Origin of the sequence: Kangiella sp., from assembly GCF_048265365.1 — a bacterium.
Classification (GTDB): Bacteria; Pseudomonadota; Gammaproteobacteria; order Enterobacterales; family Kangiellaceae; genus Kangiella.
Genome location: NZ_JBLXBT010000001.1, coordinates 1,488,391 through 1,504,188, shown reverse-complemented (window position 1 = coordinate 1,504,188; position 15,798 = coordinate 1,488,391). Strand labels below are relative to the sequence as shown.

The following is a 15,798-nucleotide window of genomic DNA, read 5'->3' as shown; positions in this document are numbered from 1 at the left end:
CTTTCGTAATGACATAAAAAAAGCCCGACCTGGAGGTCGGGCTTTCTTAATGTGGCATCCCGTAGGGGAGTCGAACCCCTGTTACCGCCGTGAAAGGGCGGTGTCCTAGGCCTCTAGACGAACGGGACACAATTCTTACTTTTGACAACTAATATTCTTTTGCTGTTAATGCGAGGCGAATGGTGAGTAAGTTTACTCCAGTAAACGACGAACCATTCAACAAAGCAGTAACACAAAATTGGTGGAGCTAAGCGGGATCGAACCGCTGACCTCTACACTGCCAGTGTAGCGCTCTCCCAGCTGAGCTATAGCCCCAAAACAATGGCGCGCATTTTAGCACGGGGCTTGTTACTGTCAACTGTATTTTGATGCAAATTATCGACTTAGCGAGAAAAGCTCAGTATAGTTTTGACCACCTAACACTAAGAAAAGTTTGAGTCTGTTATGAAACACTTATTCCTGTTATTTGGCTTACTGGCTTTAAACGCTGGTGAAGTTGTGGCATCGAAGCCATTTACGGCTGAAGATATGGTGACCATGAAGCGTGTTGCCTCCCCTGCTCTGTCACCTGATGGCAACTCGGTGGCTTATATCCTTCGTTCGACAGATCTTGAAGCTGATAAGGGCACCTTTGATATTTACCTGACCAGCTCGCTTGATGAAGAGAGTAAACCTAAACAGATAACGACTGACCCCGCTACTGACACCAGTCCTAAATGGTCGGCTGATGGTAAGTATCTTTATTTCTTATCAAGTCGCAGTGGTAGCAATCAGCTTTGGCGATATACGGTCGAGTCTGAATCTATTGAGCAAGTTTCCGATGTACCTGTCAGTATTGGTACTTTCAAACTGTCACCAACAGGAGGCCAGGTTGTTTTTAGCGCGTCGGTTTATCCTGAGTGCGAAACACTAGAATGCAGCAAAGAAAAATCTGAAGCGGCGAGCATTAGCAAACAGGAAGGCAAGCTGTATGACAAGAGCTTTGTCCGTCATTGGGATCATTGGTTAGATGGTACACAAAGTCGCTTATTCAGTGCCAAGCTTTCTAACTCTCCTTTTACAGATGCAATCGCCCTTTCCCACAGCTTAAATGGCAATGTTCCCTCAAGCCCATTTGGTGGCGACGAAGAATACACTATTAGTCCAGATGGCAAGACCGTTATTTTCACGCTGCGTATCGCGGACAAGAAAGAACCTACCTCAACGAACTTTGATTTATATGAAGTTTCAATAAAAGGGGGCAAGGCTAATAATCTGACCAAAGACAATTTAGCATGGGATACTTATCCTGTATTTAGCCCGGACGGCAGAAAATTAGCCTGGCTTGCGATGGATCGTCCCGGCTTTGAAGCGGATCGTCGACAGTTGCATATTCGTGATTTGAAAACAGGCAAAACAGATAATGTCACTAAAGAGTGGGACCGCTCGTTCTACGGCTTCCAGTTTGGCAAAGACGGCAAACAAGTTTTCTTATATGGCAACCATATTGGTAAAAATGTTATCTGGTCATACGATTTAGCAACCAAACAAAAGCAGCAACTTACTGACGCTGGCTATGTGTCCGCATTTGATGTGGGTTCAGATAAAATCGTTTATCAATATGATGATCTGAAAAATCCTGCTGATTTATTCATTATGGATCTTAATGGCGCTAACAAACGTCAACTTACCCATGCTAATCAAGAAGTCATGTCTGAACTTGAGTTTGGTGATTACGAGCAATTCAGCTTTAAAGGCTGGAATGATGAAACTGTCTACGGCTATATCATTAAACCAGCTGACTTTGATGAAGAGAAAGAGTATCCCTTAGCATTTCTCATTCATGGCGGCCCTCAAGGCAGCTTTGGTGATCACTTCCACTACCGCTGGAACCCACAGACTTATACTGGTCAGGGATTTGTTGCCGTTATGATCGACTTCCATGGCTCTACTGGCTATGGCCAAGACTTTACTGATTCAATTACCGGCGACTGGGGTGGCAAGCCACTGGAAGATTTACAGAAAGGTTTAGCCTACGTTGAAGAGAACTATGAGTTTGTCGATACCGATAATGCATGCGCTTTAGGAGCTTCCTATGGTGGCTATATGATTAACTGGATTGCTGGCAATTGGTCTGATCAATTTAAGTGCCTGGTTAATCACGACGGTATTTTCGACAACCGCATGATGTACTACTCAACTGAAGAACTTTGGTTTGTAGAGTGGGAAAATGGTGGTACCTATTTCGACAAACCGGAAAACTTTGAGAAACATAATCCAGTTCATTTTGTTAAAAATTGGAAAACACCTATGTTAGTGGTTCAAGGCAGTAAAGACTACAGAGTTCCAGAAACACAATCTTTGGCCACTTTCACAGCGCTTCAGCGCCAGGATATCCCAAGCCAAATGTTAATTTTCGAAAATGAAAATCACTGGGTTTTGAAGCCTAATAACAGCATACAATGGCACCAAGTAGTCAATAATTGGTTACATCAGTGGCTCACAGACAAGTAATTTAAACTATCGAACTAAACCCTTCATAGCTAATTACTATCTAAAAACAACTAAAAGGTGCCTTCGGGCACCTTTTTTTCACACTTCAGCCTTTAAAATACCGTATTGAAACATTTGTTAACCTTTTGTCATTACTGAACATTAGGTTATAAAAATGGTCGAGAGTTATAATAGCTTCGAGTTGGAGTAATCCTAAAATTTGTAAAGCGGGAAAAAATAATGACCAAAAGAATCGTAATTGGTGCTTCAATAGTTATCGCAACTATTGTAATTATTGTCGGCCTTATCCAGATGAAGCCGGAACCACCAAAAAAGAAACCTTTTGTCCAAGCCATCGTCGTTGAAACCAAAACCGTCGAAGGTGAAGACATTCAATTCATTGTTGACAGCCAAGGACCAGTCCTGCCAGTTGAAAATTCAACTATGGTTGCTGAAGTAAGTGGCCGCATTATCAGTGTCTCTGATAACTTTAGAGTTGGTGCCTTTGTAGAAAAAGGTGAAACGCTGTTTACCATTGATCCTGCTAACTATGTTGCTAATATGCGTAGTGCAGAAGCAGCTCTTGCACAAGCTCAAGCTAACTTCCAGGATGCCAAAGCTCGAACTGAGCAAGCTCGTAAGGACTGGAAAAAAATCGGCTCGGGTGAGCCTTCTGCTCTTGCTCTAAGACTCCCTCAATTGAAACAAGCTGAAGCAACAGTTCAATCTGCAGAAGCGGATTTGATGCGTGCTCGACGTGATTTAGAGAGAACAAAAGTTAAAGCGAGTTTTAATGCATTAATTCAAAGTAAAATGGTTGGCCTGGGTCAGTTTGTAAATGTGGGCAGTCAGGTAGCAACCCTTTATGGCACAGAGTATGCAGAAGTTCGCTTACCGGTTCCAGATCAAGAGCTAGCTTATCTACTCTTACCTGACATGGAAAATCCACAAACGCAGCCTGATGTGCGCCTAATGGGTAGCTATGCAGGAAAAGAGCAAAGCTGGTTTGGTAAAATTGTCCGTACAGAAGGCGTTGTTGAACAAACAAACCGTTTAACTTACTTAGTCGCTCAAATTCAAGACCCTTATAATTTAAAAGCACAAAATAGTGACAACAGACCGCTTAGATTCGGAACGTTTGTCCGAGCTGAAATTGCTGGTAAACAGCGTGAAGGCCTAATTGCTCTTCCACGACAAGCTCTTTACTTCGGCAATACGGTTTTGATCCTGGAAAATGAAAGTGAAATTCGCTTGCAGGAAGTTACCTTAGCGCGTACTGAAGCAAATACTATTTACATCGATAATGGCTTGAACTCTGGTGACGAGGTCATCATTACTCCGGTCCATAATCCCGTTAACGGTATGAAAGTCCAAAAAATTGGTAGTCAGCCGAAGTCCAGCACTGCAAATACCAATGACACCGCTCTCAATACGAGCGCTGACGCAGCTAAGCAATAAGGAATTCGCAGATGGTCAAACAATACGATACACATACCGGAATCATTTCCTGGTTTGCCCGTAATTCAGTTGCGGCAAACCTTTTAATGATCTTCATTTTTGTTGCTGGGGTCATAGGTTTAATGAACCTTCGCCAACAAGTTTTCCCTGATATCGTTATCAACTCGGTAAGTATACAAGTGCCCTACCCAGGCGCAGCGCCTCAGGAAGTTGAAGAAGGCATTGTCATCCTCATTGAAGAAAATATTAAAGAAATTGAGGGGATAAAAAAAGTTACTTCAACCGCGTCTGAAGGGATGGGAAGTATCACTGTAGAAATTCAGGACAACTATGACGTTTCTGCCGTGATGGATGAAATCAAAGTTAAGGTTGATGCTATTCCAAACTTCCCAGCACTAGCTGAACGCCCTGTGATCTACGAAAATCGCAACCAACGCGATGTCATGCGCATCAATGTATTTGGTGATGCTAATGAGCAGACTCTTAAAGAGTATGCCAAGGATATTAAAAATGAACTCCTGACACTTTCGAACGTTGGACTAGTTGAGGTACAAGGCGCAAGACCATACGAAGTAGGTATTCAGGTTAGCGATTATCAATTACGCAAATATGGATTAACCCTACAGGATGTTGCCAATGCTGTCCGTAGCCACTCTCTGGACTTGCCTAGCGGCACCATCAAAACTCTAGGCGGTGATATCTTAGTTAGAACCAAGAACCAGGCCTACGATGCATACGACTTTGCAAAAATACCGGTCATAACACGTCCGGATGGCACCACTTTATTATTGGCAGATATTGCAGCGATTGATGATGGCTTTGCTGAGTGGAATTTTCTGTCACGCTTTGACGGCCAACCAACGGTCAGCTTGAGAGTTCGCTCGTCCCTTGAGTCTGATGATCTACTGATAGCTGAGCAAATTTACGAGTATCTGGATAAGAAAACTCCCACACTTCCGGCAGGAATAGGTATTGAAGCATGGGGAGATGGTACTTATTACCTGAAAGGTCGTCTTGAGATGATGCAGCAAAACATGATCACAGGTGTGATCCTGGTTTTCATCGTTTTAGCTCTTTTCTTGCGCTTTAAACTGGCTTTCTGGGTCATGGTTGGTATCCCCTTGTGTTTCCTGGGTGCATTCGCCCTGATGTACATGTATCCTGGCTTTGCCATGACCATCAACATGATCACCCTCTTCGGATTTATTCTGGTGCTGGGGATCGTGGTCGATGATGCGATTATTATTGCGGAGAGCGCCTGGGCTTCGATTGAGGAAAAGGGACACAGCATTGATAGTGTCGTGGAAGGCTCTAAAAGAGTCGCGCTTCCAGCAACCTTCGGTGTATTGACGACTATTGCTGCTTTTTATCCGATGTTAGCAATCAGCGGACCATGGAGCAATGCGATGGCATCCATGGGGCTAGTAGTCATGTTCTGCTTGATGTTCTCGTTGGTTGAGTCAAAACTCATTCTGCCGGCTCACCTGGCTCACATGAAGCTGAATAAAGTAGAAGATACTAAAAACCCCAAAGTAAGAGCCGTCAAAGGATTCTTCCGCGCAATACGTTTAAAAGTTAAAGATCTATTATCGCGCTTTATAAAAAATGTTTACAGGCCAAAACTTGAGCTATTCTTAAAGTACAGAGGCCTAACTATTCTAACCTTTCTCTGTTTGTTATTTATCACAACCATCGGCTTTATTGGCAGCGGTTGGGTAAAAGCGCGTTTGTTCCCAAGTATTCCAAATGATGGTGTGTTTGTCGAAATCAAAATGGCTGAAGGTGCTACTGCCGAGCAAGCCATGAGCAACGTTCAGGTTGTCTGGGACAAACTCAACGAGCTACATAAAGAGGTCGAAGCTGAGCATGGAATTGGCGTCTTCCAACATGCCTTTATGTGGACTCGCGAAAATACAGGCGGTTATATGTGGACTGAGTTGGTGAAAAGTGAAAACTTACCAATTCATCAGTTTGAATTGATTGACCGCTGGCGAAACAAGGTCGGAACATTACCCGCAATCGAAGAAATAAGCTTTGGCGGCGGCGGCGGTGGCCCAGGCGGAGATCAAGTAGGATATCGTCTAGTAGGTTCAGATATTGAAGAATTACAGATCGTCACAGAGAAAATCCGAGCCAAACTGGCTGAGTATGATGGTGTTTATGACATCAGTGATAACTTGTCCGGTGGTAAAGAAGAAGTCGTTGTTGAAGTTAAGCCTCACGGCTATAACCTGGGGTTAAGCACGCAAATTCTTTCTCAGCAGGTTCGTAACGCATTCTATGGCTCAGAGGCTCAGCGCTTCCTACGCGATAACGAAGAAGTAAAAGTCTTTGTTCGATATCCGCTAGAAGACAGACGCTCAATCGGCAATCTGGAACAAATGCCAATCAAAACACCCTCTGGGGAATATGTGACTTTTACCGATGTAGCTGACTATGAGGTGCAAGAAGGTTACGCAAGAATTTCAAGGATTGATGGTGTTCGCGCAAATCGCATTAGCGCGGATGTTAGTCCTCAGGCACCGATCACCTCTGGAGAGATTCAAGAGGATATGAATACTAACGTTGTTCCAAACATATTGGCGCAACACCCTACAGTAAAACTGGAGAAAGGTGGGCCAAGCGAAGATGCCGAAAAGTTAAAAAGAGAACTTCTTCAAGGGGCTATTATCGCTCTTATATTAATTTACGGTTTAATGGCGATACCTTTGAAATCCTATATCAAACCTGTCGTTGTTATGTCAGCGATTCCATTCGGCATTATTGGAGCAATGGTAGGTCATTTACTTTTAGGACTTGATTTATCCATGTTCTCCTTCTTCGGTATTATTGCTTTATCGGGGGTTGTAGTGAACGACAGCCTGTTGATGGTCGACTTTATTGGTCGAGCACGTGCTGAAGGTATGTCACGAGTTGAGGCAGCTGTAAATGCTGGTACTCGTCGCTTCCGAGCTATTATCCTGACCTCGCTTACAACCTTCTTCGGCTTACTGCCTATTACTACTGAAACTAGCTTGCAGGCACAATTAGTGATCCCAATGGCTGTTTCTCTGGCATTTGGTATCGTCTTTGCGACAGTAATTACGCTAATTTGGGTACCTTGCTTATACGTCACATTAGGTAGCGTCAAAGATTGGTTCCTAGGTCGTGACTCGAAAAGCATGGCTAAAAAAGAAGCCTATCAAAACAACTAAGTAAGTAATTATGCGAAAAACGAAGGGGCTTTAGGCCCCTTTTTTTTATGAAACGTTTTATGAACCCTTTTATGCAATGTTTTATAAAAACTTAATACACATCAATAGCAGCCCTGCCCTTTTTTCTCTACAATAGTGTTGTTTTTATCCAGTCTGGCTTTACACTGTTAAGTATCTAACATCGAGCACAAAATCATATGTTTAAACGCACCAAAATTGTTGCCACCCTAGGTCCTGCTACTGAATCTGATGACACCATACGCTCATTAATCAAAGCTGGCGCTAATGTCTTTCGACTAAACTTCTCTCATGGCGAAGCCAAGGATCATATTCATCGTGCCGAACAGATTAGAAGACTGTCACGCGACATGAATCGATATATTGCCATTCTAGGTGATTTGCAAGGCCCCAAAATTCGCATCGCCCGCTTTAAGAATGGCAAAATTAATTTAGAAGTCGGTGCCACCTTCATTCTAGATTCTGAGCTAGAAAAAGAAACCGGTGACGAAGAACGCGTTGGTATCGATTACAAGCAGCTGCCTGAAGATTTAAAAGAAGGTAATCATCTGATGCTTGATGATGGCCGTATTCAGCTTGAGGTTAAACGTTTAACAGCTACGGAAATCGTCACTGAAGTCATTATTGGTGGCGTATTAAGTAATAACAAAGGGATTAACCTGCTAGGTGGTGGTCTTTCTGCTCCGGCGCTGACAGACAAAGATCGATCAGACATCAAAATCGCCGCCGCGATGCAGGTAGATTACCTAGCTGTTTCGTTCCCACGCAGTGCTGATGATATGCATGAAGCACGCAAGCTTTTACAAAAAGCCGGTGGCAACAGCAATCTGGTAGCAAAAATTGAACGTGCTGAAACCGTTAACGATGACAAAATATTAGATTCGATTATTATGGCATCCGATGCAGTTATGGTAGCGCGTGGTGACTTAGGTGTTGAAATTGGTGACGCACAATTAATCGGCGTCCAAAAACATATCATTTCACGCTCAAGGGCTCTTAATCGTGTCGTTATCACTGCCACGCAAATGATGGAAAGCATGATTCACAACCCTATTCCAACGCGAGCTGAAGTATTTGACGTGGCCAATGCTGTATTAGATGGTACCGACGCAGTGATGCTAAGTGCAGAAACTGCAACGGGCGACAATCCCGCTCGAACAGTACAAGCTATGGCAAATGTTTGTCAGGGTGCTGAAAAGCAATCCATGATTCGCATGTCTCGCCACCGTAATGAAATGTCATTCGAACTGATTGATGAAGCCATTGCCATGGCAACCATGTACACCGCCAATCATCTCAAAGGTGTTAAAGCCATCATCGCTCTGACAGAGTCCGGCTCCACCACTTTATGGCTGTCGCGTATTCGCTCAGGCATGCCGATCTTTGCACTAAGCCGCAATGAGCAGACGCTTCGCAAAGTCGCACTTTATCGCGGTGTCGAGGCCATTGAGTTTGATCCGACAGTGTTAGCGAAACATGACGTCAATCGCTTAGCGGTAGAAGAACTACGGTTACGTAACTTCGTAGAAGATGGCGACTTGGTGATTATCACTAAAGGTGATTCTATGGGTGTGCTTGGTGGTACCAATGCGATGAAAGTTGTGCGAGTTGGTCAGGTTTATTAACCACTAAATAACAACTTTAACCGCCACTGTTATAAACAAATACAATCACGCCAAGGAAGGCCAGCACCACACCCGCTAAACGACGACGGTTGACCTCTTCTTTCAGGAATAACCAGGCAAATAGCACAATAAACACAATCGAAGTTTCATTCAGCACCGAAGCTATAATAGCGTCAGTGTGTTTATAACCGCCCAGCCAAAGCATCATCGAGATATAGGTACCAAGTACACTGGCAATGATTAAGATACGCCAGTCCCTAGGCTGCTTTAACTCCCGAACCACACTTAAGAATTTTCGGCCAATTAATAACAAAGCAACTGAGCCCAGAATACCCCCCAATCAAACGCAGACTGACAATCCAGAAGAAGCCGTCTCCCTCTAAAATCCTTTTCACCATCACCACGCCAACCGCATTCAGGAAAACAGCACCGGCTGCTAATGCCAGCCCTTGCCATAAAACAGGTGTATCAACGTTTTTACGATTCCGTTGCCAGGTCACCAGAACGATTCCAATTAACACCATCGAGAAACCAAAAAACTGGCTCCAGTGAAGCGTTTCATTTAAGAACAAAACTGACAGTACGATAACAAATGGGCTGTAGAGACTGGAAACTATTGCTGTGTTGCCTGCTCCGACTTTTCGCAAAGCGAGAAAATACCAGGTATCGGATAGCGCAATCCCAATGAAGCCGCTAATGGCAACAATTGTCCATTGATAAGCATCAAGTTGAGGTAAATGAAAACCTTCCATTAATAATGCAGTAGGTACTAGCAGAAAAGTCGTGAGGGTATTTTTGAAGAGATTCAGCGCGGTCGCGCTAAGAGTTTCGCCAGATTGTTTGAATAAAATGATCGCCGTTGCCCAGCATATCGCAGATGACAGCGCGAATATCTCACCTAAGCCGAAAGTCATAAAGCAATCTCAATACAGTGACAAAAGCCAATAAGCTCAGCGTGTGAGCCAAAAGATAAGGGAACTTATCATAAAGTGATACCAAGGCCTACAGTTTTAGAAAGCTCAGGTATTAGGAATTAAGACGGTGTAATCAAGATCCAGTACCACGTTTTCTGGGAAGTCTGTTTTAGGGTTAGTGGCTGAACACACCTGTTCTTTGATGGACTGCCATTGAACATTCTTAAAGCCTATGGTTCTAAGCCTCAGTGCGCCCATGCCAAAGCCCAGTTCATACTTATTCTGGACCTGTGTGGCAGCATAAATGGTATTGCCCGCGTAACAAGGATTAAGATGCGCTCCACTATTAATTGCAGCTAGCCACTGCGCATTAGCCAGGCCATTATGCGACAGACTACGGCATAGCGAAATAATGTGACCGCCATAAACCAGGCGCTTCTGATGGGGGCTATCCTGCATTTGATGATAATTAAAATGCACTTTGGCATTATTCTGATACAGTTTCGTTGCCATGGTGTGTTCGCTGGCATCAATAGTCAGTCCATCAATGTGATCAATCCACTCGCCGACTTGATAATCCTTAAATGCAAACTCTTCACCACTGGAAATATAACTGTACTGGTCAGCATTAAATTGATCAGGCAAGGCAAGGTAAGCCGGACTTACTTCTGAATTAAGCTGTGGCTCTACCGCAAAAGTATTCAACATCCCTTCTGCTTTTTTATGCACCATAACCCAACGCTTCCAGCTCGCCACCGAATGACCATCTTGGTTCATGGCGCGCGAATGGACATAGACAATACCGGTCTTGCCGTTTGAATTTTCTTTCAAACCAATCACTTCAGATAACACAGAAATGGTATCGCCGATAAACGCAGGCAACACAAACTGCACTTCGGCATAACCAAGATTGGCCACTGCATTAAGCGAAATATCCTGAACGGTTTTACCAAAAGCGACATGAAAAAGAAGAAGATTGTCGACAGGAGGTCGATCAAAGCCAACTTTACGCGCAAGATGGTGACTGCTGAATAAACTAAAGCGGCTACCGGTTAACGCGATATAAAGACTCACATCCCCCTCAGTAATGGTACGAGGAATAGGATGCTCAATAATCTGGCCTAAAGAAAAGTCTTCAAAGAAACGTCCAACAGATGATTTATTCATGCCCTACCGCTTATCGTTATATCACTGGATTAAACACTACCTTAAATAGCGCCTAACGGCTAGTGCCAATCAGCTCGTTTTGACCCAACTCTTTAACGGTGTCATAAAGCGTTAATACTCGCTCAGCCCACTCTCTTAGCGAAGGCTCAATCAGTCGGTCCTCTATCACTGCAACATTGCGCCCTTCTTCATTGGCTTGCTTAATCGCTGTAATGATTGCTTTTGCTCGATTGATGTCATCCAACTTTGGAGTGAATGCATCATTGGTGTAGTCCAGTTGGATAGGATGAACTACAGCTTTACCGTCAAAGCCAAGATCGCGTGCCTGACGACAAGAAAACTCGCAAGCTTGAACATTCTTTAAATCAAAATGCGGCCCATCGATCACACACTTCTTGTGAGCTCGCGACGCTAACACCACCAGGGACAAACTGGTCAGCAAGCCTGCACGATCATTGGTCTGAGTAATTTTTAATTCATTCGATAAATCAGTAACGCCCATGACAACACAGGATACACGGTCACTTACAGCACAAATCTCTTCGGCATGCAGGACTCCTAACGGGCTTTCGATATTAATCATAATGTTCAGCTTATCAGAACGTGCTGCATCAACCTGCTCAATATACTTTAGCAAGCTTTCCGCTGACTCGATTCTAGGAAGCAATATGGCATCAATATCCATATTTTTTATAGCATCAAGATCCTGCTCTCCCCACTTAGTATGCAATGGATTGATACGAACAATGCGTTCTGAGGACTCAAAGGCCGATGACTCGGCAAAAGCTTTCAGTAAAACATCACGCGCGGTTTGCTTATGCTGTGGTGGAACTGACTCTTGCAAATCGAACACAATACTGTCAGCAGCTAAACCTCTGGCTTTCTCCAGATAACGCTCGACATGAGTAGGCACATAAAGCATGGTTCTGCGTGGTCGATAATTGAGTGTTGGTTCCATCTTTTATCCTTTGATAATTAATTTCTTTGTGGTTAATGATTCGAAAGTAAATATTGGTCCAGGTTTTGCAATAGCTTCTTACGAAGGACTTTGCCATTTTTAGTTCGCGGGTAATCACCCACTAGATAAACTTTTTTGGGTGCTTTATATTTAGCCAATTGCTCCTGCCCATAATCTAACATTTGCTGTTCAGTAACTTGCTTCCCCTGCTCAGGGATAACACAAACAACGACCAATGTTTTATCTTTGCCTACTTCTTCACCTAACGCAACGCAGTCAGCCACATCTGGGTGCGCTTTAATTACACGTTCAATCTCATGCGGTGAAACACGAAAACCGAAAGTATTGATGATGTCGTCTTTACGACCTAAAAACCAGACATAGTCCTGATCATCGCGCTTGGCATAGTCGCCAGTAAAAAACCAACCATCACGAACTGCTTTTACCGTTTCTTCTGGCAGATTCCAGTAAGACAAAAATAGACCGGGATCATCGGCTCGAATACAAATCATACCTTCTTCGCCATTAGGGACTGGCTTTAACTCATCCTTCTCGACATCTAACAGCGCAACCTGATGTCCGGGTTGCACAAAACCCGCAGCGCCAGGCACTACTTTGGCTTGTTTGTGTTGAGAAATATAATAGGAAATTTCTGACATACCGATAGCTTCATAAATCGGCGCATTAAATCGCTCTTCCCACAGTGACTGCATTTCATCGGAAAGGTGTTCGCCCGCACTCATGCAATGTTTTAGTGATGGGAGGTCTTTGCCACTATATTCAGTCTTTTGAATGATCTGGCGATAAATAGTGGGGACGCCGATAAAGATACTGCACTGATGCTTCTGAATCAGTTTCGGCCATGTGTGCGCATCATTATGACCTTCGTATGCAATCACAGTATGGCCATGCAACAAGGGGTCCATCAGAGCTGAACCTAACACATAGGTCCAGTTAAACTTACCGGAATGCATAATACGTTCGGTAACGCCTTCCTGAAAATCAAACCAGTAACGACTGGCTGGCAGACGCCCGAGTAGAGCTCTTTGTGCATGCAGAACACCTTTGGGATAGCCTGTGGTTCCTGACGTGTAAACCAGATAAGCAGGATCGTTAACAGCGGTTGTGACCGGTGTGAATTCAGCAGAGGTTCGATTTAATGCATCATCAAAATCAACCAACTGAAACTCATCAGATTGCGGTAACTCCCCTGCCCCCGTTAAGAACACAGTTTTAATGGCCGTATTCTTTAGCTCGCCTTCCAGTTCTTGCCACATAGACTTATGGGTCACTAACACACTAGCCTGTGAGTCATTTGCCAGATAGGCGACCTCACTGGCAGCCAATAAGGCGGAAGTTGGGACCGCAATCGCCGAGTATTTAATCGCGCCAAAAAATGCTACTGGGTATTCCAAAGAGTTAGGTAAGCGAATTAAGATTCGATTGTCCGACTCAATGTGCAAAGACTGCAACAGGTTCGCAAACTGCGAGGTTTTCTGAGCTAGCTGATCATATGTTACCTGGCTGGTGCCCAGTGTCTCATCTTCGACAATCAGTGCTGCCTGGTCAGCTTTATCAGTTTTTGCATGCTGATCAACGCAAGCCTCACAAATATTAAAATAACTGGGGAGCTGCCATTGCCACTCACCTATATCCTGGTTGTAGTGAACAATGCTTTCAAAGGAATATTTCATAATAATCCTTAAATCATTCCATACGGCCAATTTTCACGAATCACATGGACCGGTAATCGCTTCAGCACATCCAGTGCAAAAGCCTTATCTTTTTCATCCAGTGATTTCAGTGCATAAGCTCGAAGTAAACTTTGTAGCGCTTTACCAAACATCGGTGGGTCGAGCATTTCGCCTTCAAATTTAATGGCACCACCTAACAATGCATCTGCATCAATTGCGGCCTGCAGAACTTTAACGTTACGCTCGATTTGCAATGGCGATGGGGTAAAAGCCACTTTACACAAATGAATATGAAATGGATGAATCACCTGCTTGCCGGTCAAGCCCATTTGCGCTTCGACCAAAGCATGTTGATGCACTACGTGAGATTCTCTTTCACCATGTAAATCCAACCAACGACGAACATCGTGCGGCTCAATATAGTTTTCTGGCATCGGTGTTTTATTAATTAAAACTTCAACGCCCCCTATCACACCCGTCCCGGCAATACGAGCCTCCAGCAGCAACATGCGGAGATAAGTCTTTAACTCATCAATCCAACCTTCTGGAGTTAAATGAATAGCCATTGCTTTGGAGAAATCATGTATACCAAACACTACGTGACGCACGGTTGAGAACTGCATTAATTCTGGAGAAATCTTTAATGAACGCGGGTGCTCAATGATTGGCTGAATTTCAATTTTTGGATTAACACTAACCAGCCAGGAGGATAAGTCGCGAATTTCTGCTGCACCATACACCTCTCCCGCCTTAGCCAAAACGATCACATCAACATAATCCGACATGTCTCGAATGAGTTTTAAGTCTTCTTCATATTCGTCAGTTCGGAAGGGATTTATGCGGACGGCAATTTGAAAGGTTCGATTTTCGAATAAAGGGAGTTCCTGACGTAATAACTCTCGACTCATGGCTTTTTGTCGACAGCCATCCTCAAGATCAAACAGCAGAGTATGCGCGTTGGTGTTATGAGCATACTTACGCATACGGGCGGAGGCTTGCTCCATCGTTTCATAGACACCATCGGCCGGAGAGTACTTAACTGGCGGATAATACAGCTGAATCCCTGGCCAGAAGCCCCCCAACACGATCTGTTCATCCACTTTTTCTAAGAAAGAATGCTCTTGCATCATTTTAACTAATCCGACCAGTTATTTAGCATAAATAAATCATATTCAAACGATTATTTCAAATTTTTGTTTGAATTTTATTTGCTGCGCGCTAGTATAAATTAGACATCGCACCTGGGTAATAGGTTGCAACTTAAACTATCTGGTTGATAAATAAGGAGAATATAGTGAGTTCAATGGTCCATCCGAAAGATGCATTATTTGATGCCGAAAAGCCATTTCCAGTCATTCCAAGCTGCGAACACTTCGCTGGTAGCGAAAAATTAATCCGAAAAGCACTCGAAATGCAGGACACCATTGGGCCCGTATTTGATATCACCTGTGACTGTGAAGATGGCGCTCAGGCAGGCAAGGAAAAAGAACACGCGACCATGATTGCCGAAGTTCTATCAAGCGAAGCCAACAAGCACAAAATGGCAGGTGTGCGCATTCATGACTATCAGCACCCTCATTGGAAAGCAGACCTTGATATTCTGATTCCCCAAATTGGTGACATTGTTACTTATTTTACCCTACCCAAAACAACCTGCGCTGCACATATTCAAGAAATGGTCGATTACATTAAAACCTTGTGTAAAAAGCACGGGATTGATCGCAGCATTCCAGTGCATGTTTTAATCGAAACACACGGTGCTTTAAGAGAAGTTTGGGAGATTGCTAAAATTGAAACTGTACAGGTTCTGGATTTTGGCATGATGGATTTTGTTAGTAGTCACCAAGGTGCCATACCTGCATCCTGTATGCGCAGCCCAGGTCAGTTTGAACATCCTCTGCTGGCGCGCGCCAAAGTTGAAATGTCAGCGGCAGCATTGGCTAATGGTGTTGTTCCTTCTCATAACGTAACACTCGATCTTAAAAACCCTTACCAAACTTATAAGGATGCTGAACGCGCACGTAATGAATTTGGTTTCTTACGTATGTGGAGTATTTATCCTACTCAAATCAAATCAATTGTTGACGCCATGACACCAGACTACTCTGAAGTGAATGATGCAGCCAATATTTTAATCGCTGCACAAGATAACCACTGGGGTCCCATTCAATACGACGGTGAGCTCCATGATCGCGCTACCTATCGTTATTATTGGCAGTTACTAGAGCGCGCTCACGTCAGTGATTTAGCATTGCCAGCTGAAGCACAAAAACGATTCTTTGCATAACTTACCCAGTA

At 43.8% G+C, this 15,798-nt stretch carries 11 protein-coding genes and 2 tRNA genes; 5 read left to right on the top strand and 8 right to left on the bottom strand.

Going from position 1 to position 15,798, the window contains the following annotated elements; genetic code table 11:
* Positions 1–52: 52 nt before the first annotated feature.
* Together ACN0VI_RS06975 and ACN0VI_RS06970 are read right to left on the bottom strand one after the other, a co-directional pair.
* Positions 53–128: transfer RNA gene (locus ACN0VI_RS06975), tRNA-Glu, on the bottom strand.
* Between the two features lie 111 nt (positions 129–239).
* Positions 240–315 (bottom strand) — tRNA-Ala (locus ACN0VI_RS06970).
* Between the two features lie 129 nt (positions 316–444).
* Between ACN0VI_RS06970 and ACN0VI_RS06965 the strand changes: the two genes are divergently transcribed.
* The 4 genes from ACN0VI_RS06965 to pyk all read left to right on the top strand — a co-directional run bounded on the left by ACN0VI_RS06965 (position 445) and on the right by pyk (position 8,767).
* The gene (locus tag ACN0VI_RS06965) at positions 445–2,493 is read left to right on the top strand and encodes a prolyl oligopeptidase family serine peptidase (RefSeq protein WP_417446241.1); all 2,049 of its coding nucleotides are present in this window, start codon (positions 445–447) and stop codon (positions 2,491–2,493) included.
* Between the two features lie 219 nt (positions 2,494–2,712).
* Positions 2,713–3,930, top strand: a complete 1,218-nt coding sequence (locus tag ACN0VI_RS06960; protein ID WP_417446240.1) for an efflux RND transporter periplasmic adaptor subunit — start codon at positions 2,713–2,715, stop codon at positions 3,928–3,930.
* An 11-nt stretch (positions 3,931–3,941) separates the two neighbouring features.
* Positions 3,942–7,124 carry an efflux RND transporter permease subunit gene (locus ACN0VI_RS06955; protein WP_417446239.1) on the top strand — a complete coding sequence of 1,061 codons (3,183 nt, stop codon included), beginning with the start codon at positions 3,942–3,944 and terminating at the stop codon, positions 7,122–7,124.
* Positions 7,125–7,321: 197 nt separating this feature from the next.
* Positions 7,322–8,767, top strand: a complete 1,446-nt coding sequence (gene pyk, locus ACN0VI_RS06950; protein ID WP_417446238.1) for a pyruvate kinase — start codon at positions 7,322–7,324, stop codon at positions 8,765–8,767.
* Positions 8,768–8,783: 16 nt separating this feature from the next.
* On the opposite strand, the gene ACN0VI_RS06945 is transcribed toward pyk, so the two are convergent.
* The 6 genes from ACN0VI_RS06945 to ACN0VI_RS06920 form a co-directional block, all read right to left on the bottom strand.
* Positions 8,784–9,050 carry a DMT family transporter gene (locus ACN0VI_RS06945; RefSeq protein ID WP_417446237.1) on the bottom strand — a complete coding sequence of 89 codons (267 nt, stop codon included), beginning with the start codon at positions 9,048–9,050 and terminating at the stop codon, positions 8,784–8,786.
* Positions 9,025–9,681, bottom strand: coding sequence for a DMT family transporter (locus ACN0VI_RS06940; protein ID WP_417446236.1), 657 nt, complete (start codon positions 9,679–9,681; stop codon positions 9,025–9,027). Before ACN0VI_RS06940 ends, ACN0VI_RS06945 begins: the two co-directional genes overlap by 26 nt.
* A gap of 105 nt (positions 9,682–9,786) precedes the next feature.
* On the bottom strand, positions 9,787–10,848 hold the full coding sequence (locus ACN0VI_RS06935; protein WP_417446235.1) for a MaoC family dehydratase: 1,062 nt from the start codon (positions 10,846–10,848) through the stop codon (positions 9,787–9,789).
* A 52-nt stretch (positions 10,849–10,900) separates the two neighbouring features.
* Entirely contained in the window at positions 10,901–11,806 is a 906-nt protein-coding gene (locus ACN0VI_RS06930; RefSeq protein WP_417446234.1) for an HpcH/HpaI aldolase/citrate lyase family protein, read from the bottom strand.
* Positions 11,807–11,838: 32 nt separating this feature from the next.
* Positions 11,839–13,500 carry an acyl-CoA synthetase gene (locus ACN0VI_RS06925; protein WP_417446233.1) on the bottom strand — a complete coding sequence of 554 codons (1,662 nt, stop codon included), beginning with the start codon at positions 13,498–13,500 and terminating at the stop codon, positions 11,839–11,841.
* A gap of 8 nt (positions 13,501–13,508) precedes the next feature.
* Positions 13,509–14,630, bottom strand: coding sequence for an aldolase/citrate lyase family protein (locus tag ACN0VI_RS06920; RefSeq protein ID WP_331891361.1), 1,122 nt, complete (start codon positions 14,628–14,630; stop codon positions 13,509–13,511).
* Between the two features lie 173 nt (positions 14,631–14,803).
* Here ACN0VI_RS06920 and ACN0VI_RS06915 point away from each other — a divergent pair, with 173 nt between their 5' ends.
* Positions 14,804–15,787: an HpcH/HpaI aldolase/citrate lyase family protein gene (locus ACN0VI_RS06915; protein WP_417446583.1), complete on the top strand. Its 984-nt coding sequence runs from the start codon at positions 14,804–14,806 to the stop codon at positions 15,785–15,787.
* Positions 15,788–15,798 lie beyond the last annotated feature (11 nt).